Below are 26806 nucleotides of genomic sequence, written 5' to 3' on the forward strand. Positions count from 1 at the left end.
AAACACAGTGAACAAACTCTACGCCAACTAATGGAGAAAAAACAAGCCCTGCGCAATGCCACGGTTTTGCTCGGGTTTATGACACTTAGGTCAAAATTGTAGACCGGACTTATTCGATAGAATAAGTCACTTGTTATAGGTTAATTGCTATAACAATGACTATCGTCAATGCACTGTTTTATGGCGGTTGCGTTACAGATTAGTGCACGTTAACGCAACCGCGTTACTTATAGAAACAGTCAATCAGCCACGGTAGTAACGCTGTGGCACAAATGGCATTTTACTTACACGCAGTGGCACCTTTTTCCCACGCACCAACGCAGAGATCTCGGTATCCAGTGCGACGAATGCGTTGTCCAGGTAACCCATGGCCAGCGGGCCGCCCAAGGTCGGGCCGAAGCCACCGCTGCACACACGGCCGATCACCGTACCGTGTTCGTCGACGATCTCGGCACCTTCGCGCACAGGCGTGCGCTCTTGTGGCAACAGGCCCACGCGCTTGCGGCTCACACCGGCTTGTTGCTGGGTGAAGATGCGGTCTGCGCCGGGGAAGCCGCCGGCACGTGCGCCGTCGGCACGACGGGCCTTGGAGATCGCCCACAACAAGCTGGCTTCGATTGGCGTGGTGTCGGTGTTCATGTCGTGGCCGTACAGGCAAAGGCCGGCTTCCAGGCGCAGGGAATCGCGGGCGCCCAGGCCGATGGCCTGCACTTCGGTCTCGGCCAGCAGGCTGCGAGCGAGGCTTTCGGCGTTGGCCGCCGGCACCGAGATTTCGAAACCGTCTTCGCCGGTATAGCCCGAGCGGCTGACGTAGCAGTCCACACCCAGCAGGCGGGTCGGTGCAAATTGCATGAAGGTCATGTGCTTGACCTCCGGTGCCAGGCGCGCCAGCACGCTGACGGCGGCCGGACCTTGCAGGGCCAGCAGGGCGCGTTCTTCGAACAGCGGCTCGATGCTGCACTGGTCGCCGATATGTTTGCGCAGGTGGGCCAGGTCCTGGTCCTTGCAGGCGGCGTTGACCACCAGGAACAGCTCGTCGTTGCCCAGGTTGGCGACCATCAGGTCGTCGAGAATGCCGCCGTGCTCGTTGGTGAACATGGCGTAACGCTGCATGCCCACCGGCAGGTCGATGATGTCGACGGGTACCAGGGTTTCCAGGGCTTTGGCGGCATTGGCGCCGGTCAGGCGGATCTGGCCCATGTGGGACACGTCGAACAACCCGGCCTGTTCACGGGTGTGCAGGTGTTCCTTCATCACGCCCAGTGGGTACTGCACCGGCATGTCGTAGCCGGCGAAGGGCACCATGCGCGCGCCCAGCTCGAGGTGCAGGGCGTGCAATGGGGTTTTCAACAGGGTTTCGGTGGACATATTCAGCTCCTGAAAAACGTGCTGGCGCGCAGATGGGCGTCAGCACTCGATAATGTTGACCGCCAAACCGCCACGGGCGGTTTCCTTGTATTTGCTTTTCATGTCGGCGCCGGTCTGGCGCATGGTGCGGATGACCTTGTCCAGCGAGACGAAGTGTTGCCCGTCACCACGCAAGGCCATGCGCACCGCATTGATCGCCTTGACCGAACCCATGGCGTTGCGCTCGATGCAAGGCACTTGCACCAGCCCGCCAATCGGGTCGCAGGTGAGGCCGAGGTTGTGCTCCATGCCGATCTCGGCGGCGTTTTCCACTTGGGACACACTGCCACCCAATACTTCACACAACGCGCCGGCAGCCATGGAACAGGCCACACCGACTTCACCTTGGCAGCCGACTTCAGCCCCGGAGATCGAGGCGTTCTCCTTGTACAGAATGCCGATGGCGGCAGCGGTGAGCAGAAAACGCACCACGCCATCCTCATTCGCGCCGGGGATAAAGCGCATGTAGTAATGCAGTACCGCAGGCACAATCCCGGCCGCACCGTTAGTGGGCGCCGTGACCACGCGCCCGCCATTGGCGTTTTCTTCGTTGACCGCCAGGGCATAGAGGTTGACCCAGTCCAGTACCGACAAAGGGTCGCGTAGCGCCGATTCGGGGTTCTTGCACAGCTGCCTATGCAGCGCCGCCGCACGGCGCTTGACCTTCAAGCCCCCGGGCAAGATCCCTTCATTGCGACACCCGGCGTCCACACAGTCCTGCATGACCTGCCAGATTTTCAACAGGCCGCTGCGGGTTTGCGCTTCCGGGCGCCAGGCACTTTCGTTGGTCAGCATCACCTGGCTGATGGACAGCCCATAGGTGGTGCAGTGGCCGAGCAAATCCTTGGCACTCTTGAACGGGAAGGTCAGGGGCGTGGCGTCTTCGACGATCCGGTCAGCGCCGGCCGCGTCTTCGTCCACGACAAAACCGCCGCCGACCGAGTAGTACTCGCGGCTGCGAATCTGGATGCCGGCGGCGTCAAAGGCACGAAAGATCATGCCGTTGGGATGGTAGGCGAGGGGCTTGCGAATCATCGCCAGGTGTTCTTTCTCGTTGAACGCAATGCTGTGTTCGCCGAGCAGGTTCAAGCGACCGTCGCTGCGCATTTGCGCCAGGCGCGCGGCCACGGTTTCAGTGTTCACGGTGTCCGGGTGTTCGCCCTCCAGGCCGAGCAGCACGGCCTTGTCGCTGCCGTGGCCTTTGCCGGTGGCGCCCAGCGAGCCATAGAGTTCCACCTTGATGCCGGTGGTGGCACTCAGCAGGTTGTCACGCTTGAGCCCCTCGACGAATCGAGCGGCGGCGCGCATCGGGCCAACGGTGTGGGAACTGGAGGGGCCGATGCCAATCTTGAACAGGTCGAACACGCTAAGGGACATGGTGGTTCTCCGGTTTCTTATTATTGATCGGATGTACTGGGTTTAAGTGTGGGAGGGGGCTTGCCCCCGATGAGGGTGTGTCAGTTGATAGATCTGGTGACTGACACTCCCTCATCGGGAGCAAGCCCCCTCCCACATTTTGACCGCGTTCAGCCAGTCAGGTTATGCGTAGCTCTCGATCGACGGGCACGCACACACCAGGTTGCGATCACCAAACACGTTGTCGACCCGGCCAACCGGCGGCCAGTACTTGCCTTCGATCAGCGACGCCACCGGGTACACCGCTTGTTCACGGCTGTACGGGTGCGACCACTCACCTACCAATTCAGCGGCGGTGTGCGGTGCGTTTTTCAGTGGGTTGTCGTCCTTGTCCAACGTACCGTTTTCCACCGCGCGGATTTCTTCACGGATGGCGATCATGGCGTCGCAGAAGCGGTCCAGTTCTTCCTTGGATTCGCTTTCGGTCGGCTCGATCATCAAGGTGCCCGCCACCGGGAACGACATGGTCGGGGCGTGGAAGCCGAAGTCGATGAGGCGCTTGGCCACGTCGTCCACGCTGATGCCGCTGCTGTCTTTCAAGGGGCGCAGGTCCAGGATGCATTCGTGCGCCACCAGGCCGTTGCTGCCGGTGTACAGCACGGGGTAGTGCTCTTCGAGGCGACGGGAGATGTAGTTGGCATTCAGGATCGCCAACTGCGAAGCGCGCTTGAGGCCCGCGCCGCCCATCATGCTGATGTACATCCAGGTGATTGGCAGGATGCTCGCGCTGCCGAACGGCGCCGCGCATACCGCACCTTCCTTGCGCTCCATGGCGGCGTGGCCCGGCAGGAATGGCGTGAGGTGTGACTTCACACCAATCGGGCCCACGCCTGGGCCGCCACCGCCGTGAGGGATGCAGAAGGTCTTGTGCAGGTTCAGGTGGGACACGTCGCCGCCGAACTTGCCCGGTGCGCACAGGCCGACCATGGCATTCATGTTGGCGCCGTCGATGTACACCTGGCCGCCGTTGTCGTGGATGATCCCGCAGATTTCGCGGATGCCTTCCTCGAACACGCCGTGGGTGGACGGGTAGGTGATCATCAGCGCGGCGAGGTGTTCGCGGTGCTCGATGGCTTTGGCGCGCAGGTCTTCGATGTCCACGTTGCCACGGGCGTCGCAGGCGGTCACGACGACGCGCATGCCGGCCATGTTGGCGGTGGCCGGGTTGGTGCCGTGGGCCGACGATGGGATCAGGCAGATGTCGCGACGCTCTTCGCCACGGCTCTGGTGATAGGCACGAATGGCCAGGAGGCCCGCGTATTCACCTTGGGAACCGGCGTTGGGTTGCAAGGAGATTGCGTCGTAACCGGTCGCGGCGCAGAGCATGGCTTCCAGCTCGGTGGTCAGTTGCAGGTAGCCGGTGCTTTGTTCGGCCGGCGCGAACGGGTGCAGGGCGCCGAATTCGGCCCAGGTCACCGGGATCATCTCGCTGGCGGCGTTGAGCTTCATGGTGCACGAGCCCAGCGGAATCATGGTGCGATCCAGTGCCAGGTCCTTGTCGGCCAATTTGCGCAGGTAGCGCATCAGCTCGGTTTCGGAATGATAGCGGTTGAACACCGGGTGGCTGAGGATCGGCGACTGGCGCAGCAGGGCGGCGGGCAGAGTGCTTTCAGTGGCGGCGAAGGTTGGCAGTGCCTTGCCGTCGGCGAAGATCGACCACAGGGCTTCGATGTCGGCCTGGGTGGTGGTTTCGTCGACCGACAGGCCCAGGCGCTCAACATCCACCACACGCAGGTTGATGCGTTGGGCGCGGGCCTTGTCGTGCAGGGCGGCGGTGTTGGCGCCGGTGTGGAGGGTCAGGGTGTCGAAGAAATGTGCCTGCTCGACCTTCTGGCCCAGGGCGGTCAGGCCCTTGGCCAGGATCGCGGTCAACTGGTGAATGCGCTGGGCGATCTGGGTCAGGCCCTTGGGACCGTGGTACACGGCGTACATGCTGGCGATGTTGGCCAGCAGCACTTGGGCGGTGCAGATGTTACTGGTGGCTTTCTCGCGGCGGATATGTTGTTCGCGGGTCTGCATGGCCAGGCGCAGGGCCGGCTTGCCGAAACGGTCCACGGAAACCCCGACCAGGCGGCCCGGCATGTCGCGTTTGAACGCATCCTTGGTGGAGAAGTACGCCGCGTGCGGACCACCAAAGCCCAGTGGCACGCCGAAGCGCTGCGCGCTGCCGATGGCCACGTCGGCACCGAACTCGCCCGGAGGGGTCAGCAGGGTCAGCGCCAGCAGGTCAGCGGCCACGGCTACCAAGGCATTGGCGGCGTGGAAACGCTCCGTCAGCGCGCGGTAGTCGAACACGTCGCCGTTGCTGGCCGGGTATTGCAGCAGGGCACCGAAGAACGGGCTGACATCCGTCAATTCGCGCTCATCGCCCACGACCACGTCGATGCCCAGCGGCTCGGCACGGGTGCGCAGTACGTCGAGGGTTTGCGGGTGGCTGTGCACCGAGGCGAAAAAGGCGTTGCTGGCCTTGTTCTTGCTCAGGCGCTTGCAGAAGGTCATCGCTTCGGCGGCGGCGGTGGCTTCATCGAGCAGCGAGGCGTTGGCGATCGGCAGGCCGGTGAGGTCGCTGATCAGGGTCTGGAAGTTCAGCAGCGCTTCCAGGCGGCCCTGGGAGATTTCTGGCTGGTACGGGGTGTAGGCGGTGTACCAGGCCGGGTTTTCCAGCAGGTTACGCAGGATCGGCGACGGCGTATGGCAGTTGTAGTAGCCCTGGCCGATGTAGGTCTTGAACAATTGGTTCTGGCTGGCGATGGCCTTGATCTTGGCCAGGGCCTGCGCTTCGCTCAAGCCGTCTTCCAGGCCGAGCACGCTGGTGCCCTTGATACTTTCCGGGATCACGCTGGCGCTCAGGGCTTCCAGAGAGTCGAAGCCCAGGCTGGCAAGCATTTGCTGCTCGTCTTCCTGGCGTGGGCCGATGTGGCGGGCGATGAATTCGTTGGCGGTGCTCAAATTAACAGTCATGGCGCGCTCCTCAGGCTTCAGCGTTGGCTTTGATCAGGCGGTCGTACGCATCCTGATCCAACAGCTTAGCCACTGCGTCGGCATCGGCGGGTTTAAAGCGGAAGAACCAGCCTTCGCCCATCGGGTCTTCGTTGACGAGTTCCGGGCTGTCGCTCAGTTTGTCGTTCACTTCCAGCACGTCGCCAGCCAGGGGCATGTACACGCCACTGGCCGCCTTGACCGATTCTACGGTGGACGCTTCAGCGCCCTGCTCGTAACTCTGCAACTCCGGCAGTTGCACGAAAACCACATCACCCAGCGCGTTCTGTGCGAAAGCGGTGATACCCACGGTGACGCTGCCGTCGATTTCGGTGCGCAGCCATTCGTGATCTTCAGTGAAACGCAACTCGCTCATGGAAACTCCTCAGGGCCAGATTCGTCTGGTGGACGGGATTGGAATAATGAGGAGTTGCTTAGCAATATCGCGGCCAATGTTATTAAATTGTTATAAATCAACGAGTTAATAAAATTTGTTATGACGGCATGCTGTTTGGCTGTAGCGATTTCGCTACAGCTGGTGCCGCGAAAAAAAGCCTATGTGGATCAAAGCCTTGCATGGCGCGTAAAAAACAGGGTTGTAGCGATATCGTTACGCTGTAGCGCTTTCAGTACACAGGATGTCGTTCTCAGACCAAAATGTTTTGAAATGCATTCGAATGTGGGAGGGGGCAAGCCCCAATGCCAGTCAGTTAAGCGCTAGAACGAGCAACCGGTAACCTGTGGCGAGCGGGCTTGTTGTGGCGAGCGGGCTTGTCCCGCGCTGGGGTGCGCAGCAGCCCCAAAAGCTATCTGCGCGGAGTATCGGATACACCGCATTCGTCCTTCTTTGGGGGCGCTACGCGCCCCAACGCGGGACAAGCCCGCTCGCCACAGTGATAGTGTTCCTTCTTAACTGACTGGCATTGGGGGCAAGCCCGCTCCCACATAGGTTTGTATTCCAACTTGAATCAAGGTTTGTTGGGTATGCCGTACTTGCGCAGGCGATGGGCGATAGCGGTGTGGGAAGTCTGCAAGCGGCTGGCCAGTTGGCGGGTCGAAGGGTAGCTGGTGTAGAGCGTTTCCAGCAGGTTGCGCTCGAAGTCTTCCACGGCCTGTTCCAGGCTGTCGATTTCGCCGTCGCTCTGGCGGGCGACGGAGGTGCCGGCGATATCCAGGTCGCCGATATCCACCAGGCTGCTTTCGCAAATGGCGGCGGCACGAAATATCACGTTCTGCAACTGACGCACATTGCCCGGCCAGCGGTTACCCAGCAGCGCGGGATACGTACCGGGCGCCAGGCGGCACACCGGGCGCTGGATCTGCGCGCAGGCTTGCTGCATGAAGTAGCGGGCCAGCAGCAGGATGTCCTGGCCACGTGCACGCAACGGCGGTACTTCGACGTTGAGCACGTTGAGGCGGTAAAACAGGTCTTCGCGGAAGGTGCCCTCGCTGACCATCTTTTCCAGGTCGCGATGGGTGGCACTGAGGATGCGCACATTGACCTTCACTTCACGGTCGCCACCCACCCGCCGAAAGCTGCCGTCATTGAGGAAGCGCAACAACTTGGCCTGCAAATACGGCGACATCTCACCGATCTCATCCAGGAACACCGTGCCCTGGTTGGCCAGTTCCATCAGCCCTGGCTTGCCGCCACGCTGGGCGCCGGTAAACGCACCGGGGGCGTAACCGAACAACTCGCTTTCGGCCAGGTTCTCCGGCAGCGCCGCACAGTTCAAGGCCAAAAATGGTGCACTGTGCCGCGCACTGATCGCATGGCAGGCACGGGCGACCAACTCCTTGCCGGTGCCGGTTTCACCCTGAATCAACAGCGGTGCATCCAGGGCCGCGACCCGCTGTGCACGGGCCTTGAGGGTGCGAATCACCGGAGACTCGCCCAACAGCGCATCAAACCCTTCGGCATGGTCATGGTGCAGTGCCGACAGTTGTTCGCCGATGCGGTTGGGCTGGTAGAGCGTGAGCAGGGCGCCTGCGTCGGTGATTGGCGTGGCGTCGAGCAAAAAAGTCTGGCCGTTGACGCTGATCTCACGTAGCGGCAAACGGAAGCCTTGTTCCAGCAAGGTCTCCAGCAGCGCCGGGTCGTTGAACAGCTCGCTGATGCTTTCCCCCGCCGGCTCGCGGCCGTACAGGGCGATCAACGCCGGGTTGGCCAGCAGGATCTTGCCCGCACTGTCCAAGGCCAGCACCGGGTCGGTCATGGCGGCGAGCAGGGCGTCGAGTTGCAGGTGGCGGCGTTGGCCAGGAAGGATATCGACCACGGTTACCGCCTGCACGCCGCGCACGCTGAACAAGGCGTCGCGCAGCTCTTCAAGCACCTCGGCGCTGAGGGTCGGCGCGTCGATATAGACGTTGGGCGGCACCATCTCCACCGCATCCAGGTTGAGATTACGCCCACCGAGCAAGGCCAGGACTTCCTGGGTGATGCCGACGCGGTCGATGAAGCTGACGTGGATACGCATGGGGCGGTTGGCAATTCTGGAGAGCAGAGGCGGCAAGTATGCCTTGGAGCGGGGCGCAGGTGAAATCTGACAACTGATGGAAGTCAAAATGTGGGAGGGGCGGAGCGACGATTCGACTTGCTCCCTCCCACATGTTTGGCCCGTGTTGTTTCAGTGCAGGTGTGTTATGCCAGATGTTCAGGTTTGACCGGGTCTCCGGGCTTCACGTCCAACTGATGCCGCACATCCTCAAACATCAAGTCATACTGCTTATGCATCTGGCCATTGATCGTCGCGACTTTCGGCATGCCATATTTCTGCGCGATGTTCATTGCATGGCGGGCGAAATCGAATGACTGGTCCTTGGGCAAGAAGAACTCCTCATTGAACTCCTTGCCCTGCACCGAACCGTGCAACTTGAAGAGCATTCCCTTGCCTTCCTTTGGGTCCTGGCTGACTTCATAGTCGATACACAGGTTGTAGCTGTAGTCATCCTTGTTGAGCGCGTGACGTTCGATGTGCAAGTGACCAGGTTCAAAGGTGGCCATAGGCGTTTCTCCTCTACTTCACAGGTAACTGATCCCGGGTTTGGCGGTGCTGATGCGTGTACCGGCGCTACCCTGGACGATGGCTTCGATGTCCGAGAGTGAACCGATGACGGCGGTTTTGCCAGTCTGGCGGGCGAACTCGCAGGCCGCTTGCACCTTGGGCCCCATGGAGCCGGCGGCGAAGCCGAGTTTTTCGATTTCGTCGGGGTGGGCCCGGCCGATGGCCTTCTGGGTGGGCTTGCCGTAGTCGATGAAAGCGGCGTTAACGTCGGTGGCGATCACCAGCAAATCGGCGTCCAGTTGCCAAGCCAACAGCGAGGAGCACAGGTCTTTATCGATCACTGCTTCGATGCCACGCAGCTTGCCGTCTTCGCCATACATCGTTGGAATGCCGCCGCCGCCGGCGCAGATCACAATGGCGCTTTTTTCCAGCAGCCACTTGATCGGGCGAATTTCAAAGATGCGTTTCGGGCGCGGGCTGGCGACCACGCGACGGTATTTATCGCCATCCGGGGCGATGGCCCAGCCTTTTTCGGCGGCGAGTTTTTCCGCTTCGGCCTTGGCGTACACCGGGCCGATGGGTTTGCTCGGGTGCTTGAACGCCGGGTCTTTGGCGTCCACTTCCACTTGGGTCAGCAGCGTGGCGAACGGCACTTCGAAGTCCAGCAGGTTGCCCAGTTCCTGTTCGATGATGTAGCCGATCATGCCTTCGGTCTCGGCACCCAGTACGTCCAGCGGGTAGGGCGACACGCTGGTGTACGCCGCCGCCTGTAACGACAGCAGGCCGACCTGCGGACCATTGCCGTGGGCAATGACCAGCTCGTTGCCGGGATGAATTTTGGCGATCTGTTCGGTGGCGATTCGGATATTGGCGCGTTGGTTGTCTGCGGTCATGGGTTCACCGCGGCGGAGCAGGGCGTTACCGCCCAGGGCTACGACGATACGCATAAAGAATGTCCTTCTGAAATCCATCGTTGTGAACACAGGACAAAAGGTGGGAAAGGGCTTGCCCCCTCCCACATTTGACCGTGTAGCCTTAGATGTCCGCCAACGCCGACACCAGGATCGCCTTGATGGTATGCATGCGGTTTTCTGCCTGCTCAAACGCGATGTTGGCGGGCGACTCGAACACGTCCTCGGTCACTTCCACGCCATTGGCCAGGTTCGGGTAACGCGCGGCGATGTCCTTGCCCACCTTGGTTTCGCTGTTATGGAACGCCGGCAGGCAGTGCATGAACTTCACGCGTGGGTTGCCCGAGGCTTTCATCATCTTGGCGTTGACCTGGTACGGCAGCAGTTGCTCGATACGCTCGTCCCACGCTTCTACTGGCTCGCCCATGGAGACCCAGATATCGGTGTGGATAAAGTCCACGCCTTTCACCGCTTCTTTCGGGTCTTCAGTGATGGTGATGCGCGCGCCGCTTTCCTCGGCAAACGCCTGGCATTGCTTGATGAAATCTTCATGGGGCCACAGGGCTTTCGGCGCGCCGATGCGCACGTCCATACCCAGCTTGGCGCCGATCATCAGCAGCGAATTGCCCATGTTGTAGCGCGCATCGCCCAGGTAGGCGTAGCTGATGTTATGCAGCGGTTTGTCACTGTGTTCGCGCATGGTCAGGGTGTCGGCGATCATTTGTGTGGGGTGGAACTCGGCGGTGAGGCCGTTGAACACCGGCACGCCAGCGAACTTGGCCAGCTCTTCGACGATTTCCTGTTCAAAACCACGGTACTCGATGGCGTCGAACATCCGGCCCAAGACGCGGGCCGTGTCTTTCATGCTTTCTTTGTGGCCGATCTGCGACGACACCGGGTCGATGTAGGTGACGTGGGCGCCTTGGTCATGGGCCGCCACTTCGAACGCGCAGCGAGTGCGGGTCGAGGTTTTTTCGAAAATCAGCGCGATGTTCTTGCCCTGCAGGTGCGCACGCTCGGTGCCGGTGTACTTGGCGCGCTTGAGGTCGCGGGACAGGTCCAGCAGGTAGTGCAGCTCGCGGGTGGTGTGGTGCATCAGCGACAGCAGGCTGCGGTTGCGCATATTGAAAGCCATGATGGAATCTCCTTAATAGTCGATAGGGTCGCGGATGATCGGGCAGGTCATGCAATGGCCACCGCCACGGCCACGGCCGAGTTCACCGGCGCTGATGGTGATGACTTCCACGCCGGCCTTGCGCAGCAGCGTGTTGGTGTAGGTGTTGCGGTCGTAGCCGATCACCACGCCCGGTTCCACGGCCACCACGTTGTTGCCGTCATCCCACTGCTCGCGCTCGGCGGCGAAGGCGTTGCCGCCGGTCTCGACCACGCGCAGGGTCTTGAGCTTGAGGGCGGTGGCGACCACGTCGAGGAAGCTCGCATCTTCACGACGCACATCAATGCCGCCAGGCTTGCTGTCGTCAGGGCGCAGGCTGAATGCGACGATCTGGCTGACCACTTCCGGGAAGACGGTAACCAGGTCGCGATCGCAGAAGCTGAACACCGTATCCAGGTGCATCGCGGCACGGGATTTGGGCAGGCCGGCAACGATCACACGCTCCACGGCGTTGTGTTTGAACAGGTTCAGTGCGAGTTGGCCGATGGCCTGGCGCGACGAACGTTCGCCCATGCCGATCAAGACCACGCCGTTGCCGATGGGCATCACGTCACCGCCTTCCAGCGTGGCATTGCCGTGTTCCTGGTCCGGGTTGCCGTACCAGACCTGGAAGTCGGCGTTGACGAACTCGGGATGGAATTTATAGATGGCGCTGGCCAGCAGCGTTTCCTGGCGGCGCGCCGGCCAGTACATCGGGTTGAGCGTCACACCGCCGTAGATCCAGCAAGTGGTGTCGCGGGTGAATTGGGTGTTGGGCAGCGGCGGCAGGATGAAGCTGGAGTGGCCGAGGAAGTCGCGGAACATCTCGATGGTCTTGCCGCCGAAACTGGTCGGCAGGTCATCGGCCGATACGCCGCCGATCAGGAACTCGGCGATCTTGCGCGGCTCCAGGCTGCGCAGCCACGAGCCGACTTCATTGACCAGGCCGAGGCCGACCTGGTTGGCGGTGATCTTGCGTGCCAGAATCCAGTCCAGTGCTTCGGGAATGGCGACGATGTCGGTCAGCAGGTTGTGCATTTCCAGCACATCGATATCCCGCTCGCGCATCTTGGTGACGAAGTCGAAGTGGTCGCGCTTGGCCTGGGCGACCCACAGCACGTCATCGAACAGCAGTTCATCGCAGTTGTTGGGGGTCAGCCGCTGATGGGCCAGACCTGGGGAACACACCATGACTTTACGCAGTTTGCCGGCTTCGGAATGTACGCCGTACTTCACTTTTTTCGTGGTCATTACAGATCCTCCAGTGGTACACAATTACAAGGTCAGGAAACCGTCGTAGAGCCCATAGGCCGCCACCAGGGCGCCGATGACGACTGCGGCGAAAATCAGTTTCTCGACGTTGGTGAAAATCGGCTTGCCCAGTTCATGCTTGGCCTTGGCGAACAGGACCACGCCAGGGGCATACAGCAGGGCGGACAGCAGCAGGTATTTGACGCCGCCGGCGTACAGCAACCAGACCGCATAGATCAGGGCGATGGCGCCGATGAAGAGGTCTTTCTTGCGCTCGCGCAGGGCGTTCTCATAGGTCTCGCCGCGCACCGCCAGCAGCAGCGCATAGGCCGCCGACCACAGGTAGGGCACCAGGATCATCGAGGTGGCGAGGTAGATCAGCGACAGGTAGGTGCTGGCGGAAAACAGTGTGATCACCAGGAAAAGCTGGACCATTGCGTTGGTCAGCCACAGGGCATTGGCCGGCACATGGTTGGCGTTTTCGCGGCGCAGGAACTCCGGCATGGTGTGGTCCTTGGCGGCGGCGAACATGATCTCCGCACACAGCAGCACCCACGACAGCAACGCACCCAGCAGGGAAATGATCAGGCCAACGCTGATCAGCACCGCCCCCCAGTGGCCGACCACATGCTCCAGCACGGCGGCCATCGACGGGTTCTGCAACTTGGCCAATTCCGGCTGGGTCATGATCCCCAGGGACAGCACATTCACCAGCATCAGGAACAGCAGCACGGTGATAAAGCCGATCACGGTGGCCTTGCCCACGTCGGAGCGTTTTTCCGCACGCGACGAGAAGATGCTTGCGCCTTCGATGCCGATGAACACCCAGACAGTGACCAGCATCATGTTGCGCACCTGGTTCATCACGCTGCCCAGGTCGGGGTTCTTCACGCCCCAGATGTCAGCGGTGAAGATGTCCAGCTTGAACGCGAACAACGCGATGAGCACGAACAGCACCAGCGGTACCACCTTGGCGACGGTGGTCACCAGGTTGATGAACGCGGCTTCCTTGATGCCGCGCAGTACCAGGAAATGCACGGCCCACAGCAGCACCGAAGCGCCGATCACTGCCGCGGGGGTATTGCCCTCGCCAAAAACCGGGAAGAAGTAGCCGAGGGTGCTGAACAAGAGTACGAAGTACCCCACGTTGCCCAGCCAGGCACTGATCCAGTAGCCCCAGGCGGAAGAGAAACCCATGTAGTCGCCGAAACCGGCCTTGGCGTAGGCGTACACACCGCCGTCCAGGTCAGGCTTGCGGTTGGCGAGGGTCTGGAACACGAACGCCAGGGTCAACATGCCGATGGCGGTAATCACCCAACCCATCAACACCGCGCCGACATCGGCGCTGGCGGCCATGTTTTGCGGCAGTGAGAAGATCCCTCCACCAATCATCGAACCGACGACAAGTGCGACCAGAGCGCCTAATCGAAGTTTTCCGGGAGTTTCAGACATTGCATGACTCCAATGCAGGAGAAGAGAGACCACAGAATAATTCCGTGCGCGAATCAAACAGCTGACTCAGATCACTTCATTGGCACATTCCATTGTGAATTAATGACTTAGGATGGAAGTTAGTGGACGATATAAAACCTCGGAAACGCGCTTGCCAGAGCCGTTTCGCTCTTTGTGGTCAATCTTTTAGCCAGGGGGCGTGGACGTTTGAAACTAGACCGTATTGCCGAATGTGCAAACTTTTCAAGGTGGTTTGGCCTGGGCTCCACCCTGGCCGTATTTAAATTCTAAATACTCCTAAACTTCTCAAACTGTCATGCCCTTACGTTATGAGCGTGGGGTTTTATCGCGGTCTCTAATAAACGCTACACTCGCTCAACTAATGAGTTGAGTGCACGGTTGTCAGCTCACGTGGTTATTTATTCAGGAGTCTTCATGTCTCAACCGGCCCAGAAACTTCGACTCAGCGCCCTGATTGCCTTGGTGGTCGGTTCGATGATTGGCGGTGGGATCTTCTCCTTGCCGCAAAACATGGCGGCCCGCGCAGAAGTGGGCGCCGTGTTGATCGGCTGGGCGATCACCGCAGTCGGCATGCTGACGCTGGCCTTTGTGTTCCAGACCTTGGCTAACCGCAAACCCGAGCTGGATTCCGGGGTGTATGCCTACGCCAAGGCGGGTTTTGGCGACTACATGGGGTTCTCATCCGCCTGGGGCTACTGGATCAGCGCCTGGATGGGGAACGTCGGTTACTTCGTGTTGCTATTTAGTACCCTGGGTTACTTTTTTCCGATGTTCGGCCAAGGCAACACGCCAGTGGCCATCGGCTGCGCCTCGTTGTTGCTGTGGGCTGTGCATTTCCTGGTATTGCGCGGGATCAAAGAGGCGGCGTTTATCAACCAGATCACCACGGTGGCGAAGATCGTGCCGCTGCTGATGTTCGTCGTGATTGCCGCCGTGGCCTTCAAGGCCGACGTTTTCACCCGCGATATCTGGGGCCTGGGTAACCCGAAAATCGGCAGTGTGGTGGAGCAGGTGCGCCATATGATGCTGGTGACGGTGTTTGTGTTTATCGGTATTGAAGGTGCCAGCGTGTATTCGGCACGCGCCGAGAAACGCTCGGATGTGGGCCGAGCCACCGTGATTGGGTTTCTCGGGGTGTTGGCTCTGCTGGTGCTGGTGAATGTGTTGTCTCTGGGGGTCATGACTCAGCCGGAGTTGGCGCAATTGCAAAACCCATCCCTGGCGGGTGTGCTGGAGCATATTGTCGGGCCTTGGGGGGCCATGCTGATCAGCATCGGCCTGGCGGTATCATTGCTGGGCGCCTTGTTGTCGTGGGCGCTGCTCTGCGCGGAAATCCTCTACGCCACCGCCCATGACAACACCATGCCGGCTTTCCTGAAAAAGGAAAATGCCAACCAGGTGCCCGTCAATGCGTTGTGGCTGACCAATGTGATGATCCAGGTTTTCCTGGTGATCACCCTGTTTTCAAAAAGCACCTACACCACCCTGATTTACCTGGCATCGTCGATGATCCTGGTGCCCTACTTGTGGTCGGCGGCGTATGCCGTGCTGCTGAGCGGGCGTGGGGAAACCTATGAAGGTGCCCGGCGCCGGCGCATGAAGGATTTGCTGGTGGGGCTGATCGCCCTCGGCTACGCGGTATGGCTGCTCTACGCGGCTGGCTTGAAATACCTGCTGCTCTCGGCGCTGCTGTATGCGCCGGGTGTGATCCTGTTCGTGCAGGCCAAGCGTGAGCAGGGCAAACCCTTGTTTACGCTTGTGGAAAAAGGCATTTTCAGTTGCGTGATCGCGGGCGCAGGGCTGGCGGCGTATGGGTTGTATAGCGGGGTGTTGGCGTTGTGAGATTGGCGTATCAGCCTCCCTATGATTGGGCGGCCATGTTGGGGTTTTTATCGGCGCGGGCTATCGCTGGGTTGGAGACTGTCGAGGCCGGTGTGTATCGGCGCAGCATCAGTGTGGGTGGGCGCCATGGTTGGGTCGGTGTTGCGCCGGGAGCGGGAGATTGGCTGGACATCCGTGTCGATTTTCCTGATGCCGCAGCCCTGCCCGAGATTGAGCGACGGTTGCGAAACCAGTTTGATCTGGACGCTCAGCCGCAGCGAATCAACGCACTCTTGGCCAAGGACCCGCTGATGGCGCAACTGGTTGCGGCCCGTCCTGGCCTGCGGGTGCCTGGCACCTGGGACGGGCTGGAGCTGGCGATTCGTGCGGTGCTGGGGCAACAGATCACCGTGGTCGCGGCGATCCGCCTGGCGGGAAAGCTGGTCGCGCAATATGGCCAGCCGCTGCACACCCCACAGGCCGGTATCACCCATGTGTTTCCGACGGCCGAAGTCTTGGCGGCGGCGGACCTGGCGACCTTGGGCATGCCCAGGGCGCGGGGGCGTACCTTGTCGGGTGTGGCCCAGGCATTGCTGGACGATCCCGAGGTGTTCGAACCCAAGGCCAGCCTCAAGGAAAGCATCGCGCGGCTGGTGGCTTTGCCGGGGATTGGCGATTGGACGGCGCAGTACATCGCCATGCGTCAGTTGCGCGAGCCGGATGCGTTTGCGTCGGGAGATATTGGCTTGATCAAGGCGCTGGCGGCGCTGGAAGGTGGGCCTGTTTCGGCACGCCAGCTGTTGGCCCGGGCCGAGGCGTGGCGGCCGTTGAGAGCGTATGCGGCGCAGCATTTATGGACATCGCTGCAACGCGGGGATTGATAGGGGAATATGACCGCCTTCAAAAGTGGTGTAGATACCTATGTGCATCGGGGGCTTCAGTCACCACTGAGGCCGGTGTGCCCCTAATTCACCCGCCGGTAAATCCCACTGCAATGGCGTACCGCTGATGGTCACCGGTGCCAGTAGCCGATGGGCCTGGCCCCAGGCTGTCTGCTCTATCAGCAAGCCCTGATCGCTCGGTTCTTCTGCGCGCAACGCCGGCTGTTCCGGCACCGGCCCGGCGTCCACCAACAACTTCGCCGTACGCGCCAATGACAACCGCGCCGACCCGCCACGACCGGATGCAAATCGCTCAGCCAAGGCGTGAATCGCACTGGCGGCCATCAAATACCCGGTGGCGTGATCCAGCGCCTGCAAAGGCAGCGGCACGGGTTTATCCGAGTGTTTCCAGGCCATCCCGGCGTCGGCGATCCCGCTGCTCATCTGCACCAGGCTGTCGAAGCCACGACGATTACGCCACGGGCCGCTCCAACCGTAGGCGTTGAGGCTGACGTCGATCAGCCCGGGGGCGAGGTGTTGCCGTTCGCCGACGGTGTACCCCAGCTGTTCCAGTGCGTCGGCGCGGTAGCCGTGGAACAGGATATCGGCGTCTTTGAGCAGGCTTTCGAAAACCTGCCGGCCTTCGGCGCTTTTCAGGTCAAGGCGGGCGCAGCGCTTACCCAGGGTCATTTCCGGGACCACCCCTGGCTCGTTCCAGGTGGGCGAGTCGATGCGCAATACCTGTGCGCCCAAACCGGCGAGAAAACGGCTGGCCACAGGGCCGGCCAGGACGCGTGTGAGGTCCAGCACCTTGATGCCGGCCAGCGGACGGGCGACCGAACCGAGCCAGGGTTTGTCGAGGGCGGTTTCGAAGGTCTGGCGCTGCACCAGCTTCTCTGCGTTCACCGCCAACCCCTGCGGGTGTTGCTGCCAGGCTTGCCAGGTTCGCATCTGCGCGGCACAACCGCCTTCATCGATAATCGCCTGCTCCAGTTCGGCGGCGTTCCATGGCGCGACGTTGGCAGCCATCTCGTCGCGATCAGCCACCTTGCCCAGTACCCGTTCGGCGGCCGCACGGTGGTGGGGGGCGTTGGTGTGCAAACGAATCCAGCCATCGGCGCTGGCGTAGTCACCGGCCACCGGGTCCCACAGGGGCGGTACGTGCCAACCCACCGGGCGCATCGAGGACGAGAACCAGAAAGACGCGAGCCGCCGGTCCACACTGACGCTGGGCAAACGCCCAGTCAGTTGCTGGATCAGTTGAGCGATGGATTGGCCGGCAGCACCGAGGCTGGCGCTGGCCAGGTCGGTGACGGCGAAAGTCGAGGGCAGGGCGCCGACCGAGGTTTGGGTCAGTGGGGTTTGCGGTAGATCGAGTGCGGCTTGGATGGGAGTCAGCAGGTCAGTCATCAAAGGCCCTCCGTAAGAGAAGGGCTACTATAGAAGATCCTCACACGGGTGTGACAACTCCCGGTTGCAACGGCAGGTCGATGCTGGCGATAAAGCCGCCCTCGGGATGGTTGGCCAGGATCAGGTTGCCGCCATGGCGTTCCGCCGCACGACGCGCGATGGCCAGACCCAGGCCATGGCCCTGGGCAACCTGGCCGGGGGCGCGGTAAAACGGTTCGCCCAGTTGGCTCAAGTGTTCGGCTTCAACGCCGGGGCCGTGGTCACGCACGCTGATCAGAATGCGTTCACCCAGGCTTTGGGCGCGTAACTCGATCGGTTGGCCCTGCGGGTTGAAGCGCTGGGCGTTGCGCAGCAGGTTATCCACAGCCCGCTCGATCATGGTCGGCCAGCCTTTGAGGTGCAGGTCGCTGTCGGCGCTCAGTTGCACGACCTGGTCCGGCGCGCTGAGCTGGGCATCCTTTTGCAGGGTCTTGAGCAGTGGATTGAGGTCCACTTCTTCGGCGCTGGCGTTGTCGGCATCCACGCGCGCCAGCACCAGGATCTCGCTGATCAGGGCCTCCAGGCGGTCGCATTCGCGGGTCAGGCGGGGCCAGAGTTTTTCCCGTTCTTCGGGGCTGGCACGTTCGGCCAGGGCCAGGGCGATACGCAAACGGGCCAGGGGCGAGCGCAGTTCGTGGGACACGTCACGCAGCAATTGGCGCTGGCTGCCGATCAAGCTCTGCAGGCGCGCGCCCATGCGGTTGAAGTCGGTGGCCAGCACGCCGAATTCATCGCGCCGATTGGCCAGTTGCGCCAGGCTGTTTTGCTGATAAGTCGTTTGGCCAAGATCATGCACCGCGCCACGCAGGCGGCTGAGTGGTCGGGTGATGGACAACGTCACCAGCAGGCTGAACAGCGTCAGCACCACCAAGGCAATCGCCAATGCGCTGAATGGCCACAGCAGGCTGCTGCGGTGCCAGGCGTCCAGCTCCGGGTGCGGGATACGGTAGATCAGCAGGTAGGTGTCGCCGGTTTTCTCGCTGGTGTACTCGGCGGTCAGGCGCCGCCAGGGCAAGTGACCGTCCTTGTTGTCATTCTGCCGGGCCTCGAAGGCGGCGGCGCGGCGTGGGAAGGTGCCGCGCACCACCGGCTCGCCGCTTTCGTTGAGCACTTGCACGTCGATGTGGTACTGGCGTTTGCGTTGTTGCAGCAAGTCCTGCGCCGCGTCCTCGCCCTGGGCTTCGTAGAGCTGGGTCCACTCTTGCGCCAGGTTATTGAGGCCGGGGTGGCGGCTGAGAATCCAGGCGTCCTGGTTAAGCATATGCCCGAGCAGTAGCGACAACCCGGCAACCAGAGCGATGGCCAGCCAAAAACTGGCCAGGATACGCCAGAACAATGAACGCACAGGAAACCCTCAAACAGGAAAAGCCCAGTGGCCGGGGGCCACTGGGCTGGGGAGTTAACACTGGATCATTATTGCGCTTTTTGTGGCTGTTGGGCTTTCCAGGCTTGGAATTCCTTCCATTCGGCGCGGCGTTGTTCTTGCTTCTTGACGATCTCGTCGAATTTCTTTTGCTGATCGGGCTTCAGCACGGCACGGATGTCGGCCTGGGTTTTCTGCTTGGCAGCGGCCATTTCACTTTGCATGGCTTGCTTGTCGGCAGCCGGCAGTTTGTCCAGGTACTTGCGGACGATCTCTTTGCGGCCGTGCATTTGCTGGCCCATCAACTTGCCGATCTGCTGGCGCTGTTCGTGGCTCAAGTCCAACTGGCGGAAGGGGCCACCTTTGCCACGCATGCCGTGTTCACCGCCAACTGGGCCGCCCATCATGTGGCCTTCTGGGCCGCCAACAGGACCGGGGCCTTCGGGAGCAGCCGCCATGGCTACGGTAGGCAGGGCTGCAGCGAACATCAGAGCGATAAGGGTCTTGCGCATGGTGATTCTCCTGTCTCTATTCCGGTGAGTCCGGATGTGAGTAGATTAAGGAGATCAAGGTCAGCGGCGGTCAGGTGAGGGTAAAGCTTAGGTAAAGAGGGTTTTGGTGTGAGCTGACAAAACGTTCGAAGCTATAGCGATTCCCTGTAGGCGCAGTCGAGCTATAGCGAGGCTGCGATGCAGGCGCTATAGCTCGACTGCGCCTACGCGCTACTTCAGGGCGCGTAGTAGTAACCGCGGCTACGCAACGCCACGATTCGCGGCCGGCCATCCGGGTGTGGGCCGATCTTCTTGCGCAGGTTGCTCACATGCATGTCCAGGCTGCGGTCGTACAGGGTCAGCTTGCGGCCCAGAGCGATCTGCGCCAGTTCCTGCTTGTCCAGCGGCTCGCCGGGCTGGCGCAGCAGGGCTTCGAGCAGGCGGCTTTCGGAGACGGTGAGGGCGAATTCCTGTTCATCGACAGTGACCACGCCACGCACCGGGCTGAAACACAGGTCACCCAATTCCAGCTGGGTGGAGACGGCGGCCGGGTGGCTGCGGCGCAATACGGCACGCAAGCGAGCGGTCAGCTCGCGTGGGTCGCAGGGCTTGGCCAGGTAATCGTCGGCACCCAGTTCCAGGCCAAGGATGCGGTCCAGCGGCTCGCCCCGGGCCGAGAGCATCAGCACGGGCAGGTCCGGGTGGTCATTGCGCAGTTGCTTGAGCAACTCCAGGCCGCTGCCGTCGGGCAGCATCACGTCGAGCACCACTGCCGCAGGGGCCGCGTCAGCCAGGGCTTTGCGGGCGCTCAAGCCGTCGTGGCAGGCGCGCACCTGAAAACCTTCCTGGCTCAGCCAACTGGTCAGCAGCTCACAGAGCTCCTGGTCATCATCTATCAGTAACAGCTCGCTCATGACTCACTCAATTTAGCCATTGTCGACGGCGACGGTGCCCACCGCTGGCGAAGATCCCGCACAGCAAGGCGATCAGTGCGACGGCCCCACCGGTGACAAACCACTGTTGTTGCTCGGTCAGCCATCGGGTCAAGGCACCGCCCTGTGTATCTTTGAGTTGCTGGACCAGGCGTTGGTTCTCTTGGCGCAAACGACTCAGTTGGACGCTTTCGCGGGCAGCATCCGCGTTTTGCAGTTGCTTGCTCAGTTCTTCGCGCAACCGTTCGCTTTCTTTCAAGCGTTGCTGCAGGTCGGTGATCTGGCTCCCGGCACTCAACGACAAGGGCGTGGAACTGCCGGTGCTCGAGGTTTCTTCAGCGTGGGCCGTAGCCCCGATCGTTAACACTGCCAACAGACATAACTGACGTAAGCGCATCGGAACTCCTGATTCCACACGAATATTCAGATCGTTGTCGGCAGGTTACCGAGAATAATGAGCAATTAGGAGCGCGCCGAACCGATTAGGTTCGGCGCGACTTTATAAAGAATGCTCGCTCACGGCAGGACTTGCTTGAACGGCTTGACCACGACATCAGCGTACACGCCTGCCGCCACATACGGGTCGGCCTTCGCCCAAGCCTGCGCATCGGCCTGGGAAGCGAACTCGGCGACGACCAGGCTACCGGTGAAACCGGCGGCGCCCGGGTCATTGCTCTCGACCGCCGGGTGTGGGCCGGCCAGCACAAGGCGGCCTTCGGCTTGCAGCACTTTCAGGCGCTCAAGGTGGGCTGGACGCACAGAAAGACGTTTTTCCAGGGAGTTGGCAACGTCGGTGGCAATGATGGCGTAGAGCATGTCAGTCCTCGGTTTTCGGCGTGGTAGGGTCGGTATCATGCAGGTGACGCGACAGATAGATACCCTGGCCGACCAGGAACAACACGGTCATGCCCAGGCTACCGAACACCTTGAAGTCGACCCAGTAGTCCTGGAAGGTGAAGGCCACGAACAGATTGGCGGCGCCGCAGAACAGGAAAAACACGATCCAGGCCACGTTCAAACGTGTCCACACCGGTTCCGGCAGGGTGAGCGCGTGGCCCATGATCCGCTTGATCAACAGGCGGTCACCGATGAAGTGGCTGCCGATAAACGCCAGGGCGAACAGCCAGTTCACCACGGGGGCTTTCCATTTGAGGAAGGTCTCGCTGTGGAAGGCGAGGGTCAGGCTACCGAAGACCAGGCACGCGACCAGGGTCAGCCATTGGCTTTTTTCCAGTTTGCGCTGGGAGATGAAGATGGCGCCGTAGACGATGATCGAGCTGATGATCAACACGGCGGTGGCGCTGTAGATGCCCCCGACCGTCAGCTCATGGCCGGCAATATCGATGACCCTGGGGTCGAGTTTGTAAACGATGAAAAACAGCAACAGCGGGATGAAGTCGATGAATTGTTTCACAGTAAGAGCCAGAAGCTGGATGTGGCGGCATAATAACAAACATCCTTGGTAGCGAAAGCGCCAGCTGACTTGAGGTTACACACTCCCGTGAATGTTGATTTGCACTGCCATAGCACAGCCTCCGACGGCGCCCTGGCGCCTGCCGTACTGGTTGCGCGTGCGTTTGAAAAAGGCGTGCGAGTCCTGGCGTTGACCGACCACGACACCCTTGAGGGCCTGGATGAAGCCCGTGTGGCGGCCCAGGCCCTGGGGATGCAGTTGGTCAATGGCGTGGAATTGTCCTGCACCTGGGGTGGGGCGACCATTCATGTGCTCGGCTACGGTTTCGATCAAAACGCCGCGCCATTGGTCGAGGCCATCCGGCAATTGCACCATGGCCGCTGGCTGCGGTCCGAAGAAATAAGCCGCAAGCTCAGCCTCAAGGGCATGCCCAACGCCCTTGATGGCGCGCGTGCCATCCAACAGGAGCTGGGGGATAGCGGCAATGCGCCGGCCCGTCCGCACTTTGCCGACTGGATGGTGCGTGAAGGTTTCGTCAAGGATCGCGCCGAAGCCTTTCGCAAGTGGCTCGGGGCCGGGAAGCTGGGGGACGTCAAGCTGCATTGGCCGACCTTGGAAGACACGGTCGGCACCCTGCGCGATTCCGGGGCCTGGGTCAGCCTGGCGCATCCCTGGCATTACGATTTCACCCGCAGCAAGCGCCGCAAGCTGATTGGCGACTATATTGGAGCGGGCGGCCACGCAATCGAAGTGGTCAACGGGCATCAACCCGCCGAGCAGGTGGGTAGCCTGGCTATTCTTGCCCGCGAATTTGGTCTGCTGGTCAGCGCCGGCAGTGATTTTCATGGCCCAGGCGGCTGGTCCGAGATTGGCGAGTATCGCCCGGTCCCGGAAGATCTGCCGCTGTTATGGGGGCGATTCAAGCATGACCCCAATATTGCCACCGTCTGAACAGGTAGAACACGTGAGTCAATTCTTCCAGATTCATCCGGAAAACCCTCAAGCGCGCCTGATTAAACAGGCGGTGGAGATCATTCGCGCCGGTGGCGTGGTGATTTATCCAACGGACTCGTCCTATGCCATCGGTTGCCAAATCGGCGACAAGGGCGCAGTCGAGCGTGTCAGACGCCTGCGTCAGCTGGACGACAAGCACAACTTTGCGCTGATCTGCAGCGATTTGTCCCAACTGGGTCTGTTCGCCAAGGTCGATACCGGTACTTTCCGTCTGCTCAAGGCCCATACGCCGGGGCCCTACACCTTTATCCTCAATGCCACCCGCGAGGTGCCGCGCCTGTTGCTGCACCCGAAGAAGCGCACCATTGGCCTACGCGTACCGGAACACCCGATCGCCCTGGCACTGCTGGCTGAGCTGGGTGAGCCGTTGATGAGCGTGTCGTTGATCCTGCCGGGTGAAGACGAGCCGCTGTACGACCCCTACGAAATGCGCCGCCTGCTGGAAAAACACGTCGACCTGATCATCGACGGCGGTTACGGCGGCAACAAAGCGTCCACCGTGATCAACCTGGCCGATGGCGAGCCGGAAGTGGTGCGCGTAGGGTGCGGCGATCCAACCCCCTTCATGGTCGAGGCCTGAATGTCGGCCGTGGAAACCGCCGATCCCCAGGCAGGCGCCCAACAGGAACTGCCATTTGCCATGGTGTATGGCCAGGCAGTCATGGAGATGCCGCTGGACCTGTACATCCCGCCGGATGCTCTGGAAGTCTTCCTAGAAGCCTTCGAGGGCCCGCTGGATTTGCTGCTGTACCTGATCCGCAAACAGAACATCAACATCCTCGACATCCCGGTGGCGGAAATCACCCGCCAATACATGGGGTATGTCGAGCTCATGCAGTCGGTGCGCCTGGAACTGGCCGCCGAGTACCTGGTGATGGCCGCGATGCTCGCCGAGATCAAGTCGCGCATGCTGTTGCCACGCTCGGAGACGGTGGAGGCCGAAGAAGATGACCCGCGCGCCGAACTGATCCGCCGCCTGCAAGAGTACGAACGCTTCAAGGCCGCCGCCGAAGGCATCGACGGCTTGAGCCGTGTGGGCCGCGATGTGGTGGTGCCCAAGCTCGACGCGCCCGAGGCCCGTGCGCGCAAGCTGTTGCCGGACGTCAGCCTGGAGGAGTTGTTGATGTCCATGGCCGAGGTCCTGCGTCGCGGCGACATGTTTGAAAGCCACCAGGTCAGCCGTGAAGCGCTGTCCACCCGCGAGCGAATGAGTGATGTGCTGGAGCGTCTCAAGGGCGGAGGTTTTGTGCCGTTTGTCGAGCTGTTTACGGCAGAAGAAGGGCGCCTGGGGGTGGTGGTGACCTTTATGGCGATCCTCGAATTGGTCAAGGAATCCTTGGTCGAGCTGGTCCAGAATGAGCCTTTTGCGGCTATCCACGTGCGGGCGCGAGCCGAATAAAGAGCTGAATCGATGAATTTGACTGAACCTCGCGAACTGGCCCCGCTGCTGGAGGCCTTTCTCCTGGCCTCGGGTAAACCGCAATCCCTGGAGCGCCTGTTCGAACTTTTTGAAGAAGCCGAGCGCCCCGAGCCGCCGGTGTTCAAGAAGGCCCTGGAGATTTTGCGCAAATCCTGCGACGGCCGTGCCTTTGAATTGCGTGAAGTGGCGTCGGGTTATCGCCTGCAGATCCGTGAGAAGTTTTCCCCATGGGTGGGCCGCCTGTGGGAAGAGCGCCCGCAACGTTATTCACGGGCGATGCTGGAAACCATGGCGCTCATTGCGTATCGCCAGCCGATCACCCGGGGCGAGATCGAGGATGTGCGGGGTGTGGCGGTCAACAGCCATATCGTCAAGACGCTGCTGGAGCGCGAGTGGATTCGTATCGTCGGCTACCGTGACGTACCCGGCAAACCGGCGATGTTTGCCACCACCAAAGTGTTCCTCGACCACTTCAACCTGAAAAACCTGGATGACTTGCCGCCGCTGGCCGAACTGCGCGAGATGGAAGCCGATCCGGTGCTGGACTTCGATGACGCCCCGGTTCCGGCAAGCTTGCAGGAGCTGGCCGATGCCAGTGCCGAGCCGGAAGAGCCGAAGGACGAAACCAGCTTCCATACCCTGTTGCTGGAACTGGACGACATGGAGCAGGGCATCAAGACCGACTTTGACGATTTGTTGCGTGAGGGTGCACTCGAGCCGCCAACCCAAGTCAACGTGGAAGCCGAGCCCGAGGTCGAACCTGAGCCGGAACCCGAAGAAGATAGCCTCGGCGTGGCTGAGGCCCGCGAAAAACTCCTGGCCGCCGTCGCCGCCCTCGAGCAACCGCCCTTGAGCGACGAAGAAGACGAAGCCCGGGCCCTGGCCGAAGCCATCGAAAACGAGCGGCGCCAGTTCGAAAACTGAGGCACTCCAATGTAGGAGGGGGCTTGCCCCCTCCCACCAGTCGGCGGAAAAGCCACTGACTTGGCGCTTATCGACTAGTCTCTGATGCGCAACGCGCGCCATGCGCGTATGATTCGCGACCCTTTGGCGAGCTATTCGCCCAAAGCCCAGCTTTCAATACTCTTCAGGCCACGCCTGAATCGACCCACCGGGAGGTGCTTAAGATGAATGACAAAGACCAGAACGACAGCCAGGAAATCGGCCCAGCAGGCGAAAAACTGCAAAAGGTGCTGGCGCGTATCGGCGTGGGCTCGCGCCGCGACGTCGAAGCCTGGATCACCCAGAAGCGCATCAAGGTCAACGGCGTAGAAGCCACCCTTGGCCAGCGCGTCGACCTGCACGATGCAATCACCATTGATGGCAAGGTCATCAAGCGTGAAGAGGCCGCCGAATCGGTGCGCCGCGTGATCATGTACAACAAGCCCGACGGCGAGATCTGCACCCGTGACGACCCGGAAGGCCGTCCGACCGTGTTCGACAAGATGCCCAAGCCCAAAGAAGGCCGCTGGATCAACATCGGTCGCCTGGACATCAACACCACCGGCTTGCTGATGTTTACCACCGACGGTGAACTGGCCAACCGCCTGATGCACCCTTCCTACGAGATGGACCGTGAATACGCCGTGCGTGTACGCGGTGAAGTCGATGACGAGATGATCGAGCGCCTCAAGGCCGGCGTTGTGCTGGAAGACGGCCCGGCCAAGTTCACCGACATCAAGCAGGCGCCAGGCGGTGAAGGCTTCAACCACTGGTATCACTGCGTGGTGATGGAAGGCCGTAACCGTGAAGTACGTCGTCTCTGGGAGTCCCAGGGCCTGGTGGTCAGCCGCCTCAAGCGCGTGCGTTTCGGTCCGGTGTTCTTGAATTCTGACCTGCCGATGGGCCGCTGGCGCGAAATGAGCCAGTACGAAGTCGACATTCTCAGTGCTGAAGTCGGCCTGACGCCCGTCGCTATGCCGCAGATGAACGCCAAGAGCAAAGACAAGCTTGAGCGTATGCAGCGTAAGTCGTCGCGCCCTGTGGCGCGTACCGAGCGTGTTGCCCGCACCCTGCGCCCGGCGCTGAATGCACCGGCGACCGGCGGTCGTATTTCTCGCGAGCCGCAGATCGAAGGCGAGCGTCGTCCGACGGCGCCATCGCGTCAGGAAGGCGACCGTGCGCCACGCACGCCACGCCCAGCCCGTGGCGAAGCGCCAAGCGGCGGTCGCAGCAACCGTAGTGAAGCCGATCGCCCAGCCGACAATGCCAACACCAAGCGTCCAGCCAAGCCAGCGCCGAAAAAGCGTCCTGGCCTGAAGCTGGTGGCAGACGAGCCGTCGGGTAAGCGCCGTGGCGCCCCGGCCGGTTCCGGCCAGCGTCCGGGTTTTGGTCGCAAGAAGCCGCAGTGATGCGTTAAGCGCTGCACAAAAACGCCAACCCTAGGGTTGGCGTTTTTTTATCTCAAATTTGGTAATCCAATCCAA

The 26806-nt window shown here is 61.2% G+C and carries 24 protein-coding genes; 7 read left to right on the forward strand and 17 right to left on the reverse strand.

Going from position 1 to position 26806, the window contains the following annotated elements; translation table 11 throughout:
- Positions 1–243: 243 nt before the first annotated feature.
- The 10 genes from gcvT to arcD (M5B43_RS03395) all read right to left on the reverse strand — a co-directional run bounded on the left by gcvT (position 244) and on the right by arcD (M5B43_RS03395) (position 13574).
- Entirely contained in the window at positions 244–1368 is a 1125-nt protein-coding gene (gene gcvT, locus M5B43_RS03350; protein WP_248748766.1) for a glycine cleavage system aminomethyltransferase GcvT, read from the reverse strand.
- 39 nt (positions 1369–1407) lie between these two features.
- Entirely contained in the window at positions 1408–2784 is a 1377-nt protein-coding gene (locus tag M5B43_RS03355) for an L-serine ammonia-lyase (RefSeq protein ID WP_248748767.1), read from the reverse strand.
- 162 nt (positions 2785–2946) lie between these two features.
- On the reverse strand, positions 2947–5784 hold the full coding sequence (gene gcvP, locus M5B43_RS03360) for an aminomethyl-transferring glycine dehydrogenase (protein WP_248748768.1): 2838 nt from the start codon (positions 5782–5784) through the stop codon (positions 2947–2949).
- Between the two features lie 10 nt (positions 5785–5794).
- Entirely contained in the window at positions 5795–6178 is a 384-nt protein-coding gene (gene gcvH, locus M5B43_RS03365) for a glycine cleavage system protein GcvH (protein ID WP_248748769.1), read from the reverse strand.
- 592 nt (positions 6179–6770) lie between these two features.
- On the reverse strand, positions 6771–8279 hold the full coding sequence (locus tag M5B43_RS03370; RefSeq protein ID WP_248748770.1) for a sigma-54-dependent transcriptional regulator: 1509 nt from the start codon (positions 8277–8279) through the stop codon (positions 6771–6773).
- Positions 8280–8443: 164 nt separating this feature from the next.
- Entirely contained in the window at positions 8444–8806 is a 363-nt protein-coding gene (locus M5B43_RS03375) for a DUF5064 family protein (RefSeq protein WP_248748771.1), read from the reverse strand.
- 18 nt (positions 8807–8824) lie between these two features.
- Positions 8825–9754: a carbamate kinase gene (gene arcC, locus M5B43_RS03380; RefSeq protein ID WP_248748772.1), complete on the reverse strand. Its 930-nt coding sequence runs from the start codon at positions 9752–9754 to the stop codon at positions 8825–8827.
- A gap of 88 nt (positions 9755–9842) precedes the next feature.
- Positions 9843–10853, reverse strand: coding sequence for an ornithine carbamoyltransferase (locus M5B43_RS03385; protein WP_248748773.1), 1011 nt, complete (start codon positions 10851–10853; stop codon positions 9843–9845).
- Positions 10854–10865: 12 nt separating this feature from the next.
- Positions 10866–12122 carry an arginine deiminase gene (gene arcA, locus M5B43_RS03390; protein WP_248748774.1) on the reverse strand — a complete coding sequence of 419 codons (1257 nt, stop codon included), beginning with the start codon at positions 12120–12122 and terminating at the stop codon, positions 10866–10868.
- A gap of 24 nt (positions 12123–12146) precedes the next feature.
- Entirely contained in the window at positions 12147–13574 is a 1428-nt protein-coding gene (arcD, locus tag M5B43_RS03395) for an arginine-ornithine antiporter (RefSeq protein ID WP_248748775.1), read from the reverse strand.
- Between the two features lie 435 nt (positions 13575–14009).
- Between arcD (M5B43_RS03395) and arcD (M5B43_RS03400) the strand changes: the two genes are divergently transcribed.
- Positions 14010–15437: an arginine-ornithine antiporter gene (gene arcD / locus M5B43_RS03400; RefSeq protein WP_248748776.1), complete on the forward strand. Its 1428-nt coding sequence runs from the start codon at positions 14010–14012 to the stop codon at positions 15435–15437.
- Complete coding sequence (locus tag M5B43_RS03405; RefSeq protein ID WP_248748777.1) at positions 15434–16297, forward strand: DNA-3-methyladenine glycosylase; 864 nt, start codon at positions 15434–15436, stop codon at positions 16295–16297. The genes arcD (M5B43_RS03400) and M5B43_RS03405 overlap by 4 nt, the downstream gene beginning before the upstream one ends.
- Positions 16298–16357: 60 nt before the next feature.
- Here M5B43_RS03405 and M5B43_RS03410 read toward each other — a convergent pair whose 3' ends face one another.
- From M5B43_RS03410 to M5B43_RS03440, 7 genes are all read right to left on the reverse strand, one after another.
- Entirely contained in the window at positions 16358–17707 is a 1350-nt protein-coding gene (locus tag M5B43_RS03410) for a CoA transferase (protein WP_248748778.1), read from the reverse strand.
- A gap of 40 nt (positions 17708–17747) precedes the next feature.
- A complete protein-coding gene (locus tag M5B43_RS03415; RefSeq protein WP_248748779.1) occupies positions 17748–19091 on the reverse strand; it encodes a HAMP domain-containing sensor histidine kinase in 1344 nt (447 codons plus the stop codon).
- Between the two features lie 68 nt (positions 19092–19159).
- Positions 19160–19621 carry an LTXXQ domain protein gene (locus tag M5B43_RS03420; protein ID WP_248748780.1) on the reverse strand — a complete coding sequence of 154 codons (462 nt, stop codon included), beginning with the start codon at positions 19619–19621 and terminating at the stop codon, positions 19160–19162.
- Positions 19622–19836: 215 nt separating this feature from the next.
- Entirely contained in the window at positions 19837–20514 is a 678-nt protein-coding gene (locus tag M5B43_RS03425) for a response regulator transcription factor (RefSeq protein WP_248748781.1), read from the reverse strand.
- Positions 20515–20521: 7 nt separating this feature from the next.
- Positions 20522–20929, reverse strand: a complete 408-nt coding sequence (locus tag M5B43_RS03430) for a translation initiation factor 2 (RefSeq protein ID WP_248748782.1) — start codon at positions 20927–20929, stop codon at positions 20522–20524.
- Positions 20930–21048: 119 nt separating this feature from the next.
- A complete protein-coding gene (locus M5B43_RS03435; RefSeq protein WP_248748783.1) occupies positions 21049–21348 on the reverse strand; it encodes a YciI family protein in 300 nt (99 codons plus the stop codon).
- A 1-nt stretch (position 21349) separates the two neighbouring features.
- Positions 21350–21946, reverse strand: a complete 597-nt coding sequence (locus tag M5B43_RS03440; protein WP_248748784.1) for a septation protein A — start codon at positions 21944–21946, stop codon at positions 21350–21352.
- Between the two features lie 87 nt (positions 21947–22033).
- Here M5B43_RS03440 and M5B43_RS03445 point away from each other — a divergent pair, with 87 nt between their 5' ends.
- From M5B43_RS03445 to rluB, 5 genes are all read left to right on the forward strand, one after another.
- The gene (locus tag M5B43_RS03445; protein WP_248748785.1) at positions 22034–22897 is read left to right on the forward strand and encodes a PHP domain-containing protein; all 864 of its coding nucleotides are present in this window, start codon (positions 22034–22036) and stop codon (positions 22895–22897) included.
- A 13-nt stretch (positions 22898–22910) separates the two neighbouring features.
- Entirely contained in the window at positions 22911–23540 is a 630-nt protein-coding gene (locus tag M5B43_RS03450; RefSeq protein ID WP_248748795.1) for an L-threonylcarbamoyladenylate synthase, read from the forward strand.
- Between the two features lie 120 nt (positions 23541–23660).
- Positions 23661–24359, forward strand: coding sequence for a ScpA family protein (locus M5B43_RS03455; RefSeq protein ID WP_164365898.1), 699 nt, complete (start codon positions 23661–23663; stop codon positions 24357–24359).
- Positions 24360–24371: 12 nt separating this feature from the next.
- Positions 24372–25304 carry an SMC-Scp complex subunit ScpB gene (gene scpB, locus M5B43_RS03460; protein WP_248748786.1) on the forward strand — a complete coding sequence of 311 codons (933 nt, stop codon included), beginning with the start codon at positions 24372–24374 and terminating at the stop codon, positions 25302–25304.
- 203 nt (positions 25305–25507) lie between these two features.
- A complete protein-coding gene (gene rluB / locus M5B43_RS03465) occupies positions 25508–26731 on the forward strand; it encodes a 23S rRNA pseudouridine(2605) synthase RluB (RefSeq protein WP_248748787.1) in 1224 nt (407 codons plus the stop codon).
- The last annotated feature ends 75 nt before the right edge of the window (positions 26732–26806 follow it).

It is taken from the genome of Pseudomonas sp. MWU15-20650 (assembly GCF_023242475.1).
GTDB lineage: Bacteria > Pseudomonadota > Gammaproteobacteria > Pseudomonadales > Pseudomonadaceae > Aquipseudomonas.

Coding starts and splice junctions, on each gene's coding strand:
- gcvT (WP_248748766.1), bottom strand. CDS start 1,368: ATGTCCACCGAAACCCTGTTGAAAACCCCATTGCACGCCCTGCACCTC.
- M5B43_RS03355 (WP_248748767.1), bottom strand. CDS start 2,784: ATGTCCCTTAGCGTGTTCGACCTGTTCAAGATTGGCATCGGCCCCTCC.
- gcvP (WP_248748768.1), bottom strand. CDS start 5,784: ATGACTGTTAATTTGAGCACCGCCAACGAATTCATCGCCCGCCACATC.
- gcvH (WP_248748769.1), bottom strand. CDS start 6,178: ATGAGCGAGTTGCGTTTCACTGAAGATCACGAATGGCTGCGCACCGAA.
- M5B43_RS03370 (WP_248748770.1), bottom strand. CDS start 8,279: ATGCGTATCCACGTCAGCTTCATCGACCGCGTCGGCATCACCCAGGAA.
- M5B43_RS03375 (WP_248748771.1), bottom strand. CDS start 8,806: ATGGCCACCTTTGAACCTGGTCACTTGCACATCGAACGTCACGCGCTC.
- arcC (WP_248748772.1), bottom strand. CDS start 9,754: ATGCGTATCGTCGTAGCCCTGGGCGGTAACGCCCTGCTCCGCCGCGGT.
- M5B43_RS03385 (WP_248748773.1), bottom strand. CDS start 10,853: ATGGCTTTCAATATGCGCAACCGCAGCCTGCTGTCGCTGATGCACCAC.
- arcA (WP_248748774.1), bottom strand. CDS start 12,122: ATGACCACGAAAAAAGTGAAGTACGGCGTACATTCCGAAGCCGGCAAA.
- arcD (WP_248748775.1), bottom strand. CDS start 13,574: ATGTCTGAAACTCCCGGAAAACTTCGATTAGGCGCTCTGGTCGCACTT.
- arcD (WP_248748776.1), top strand. CDS start 14,010: ATGTCTCAACCGGCCCAGAAACTTCGACTCAGCGCCCTGATTGCCTTG.
- M5B43_RS03410 (WP_248748778.1), bottom strand. CDS start 17,707: ATGACTGACCTGCTGACTCCCATCCAAGCCGCACTCGATCTACCGCAA.
- M5B43_RS03420 (WP_248748780.1), bottom strand. CDS start 19,621: ATGCGCAAGACCCTTATCGCTCTGATGTTCGCTGCAGCCCTGCCTACC.
- M5B43_RS03425 (WP_248748781.1), bottom strand. CDS start 20,514: ATGAGCGAGCTGTTACTGATAGATGATGACCAGGAGCTCTGTGAGCTG.
- M5B43_RS03430 (WP_248748782.1), bottom strand. CDS start 20,929: ATGCGCTTACGTCAGTTATGTCTGTTGGCAGTGTTAACGATCGGGGCT.
- M5B43_RS03435 (WP_248748783.1), bottom strand. CDS start 21,348: ATGCTCTACGCCATCATTGCCACCGACGTTGCCAACTCCCTGGAAAAA.
- scpB (WP_248748786.1), top strand. CDS start 24,372: ATGAATTTGACTGAACCTCGCGAACTGGCCCCGCTGCTGGAGGCCTTT.
- rluB (WP_248748787.1), top strand. CDS start 25,508: ATGAATGACAAAGACCAGAACGACAGCCAGGAAATCGGCCCAGCAGGC.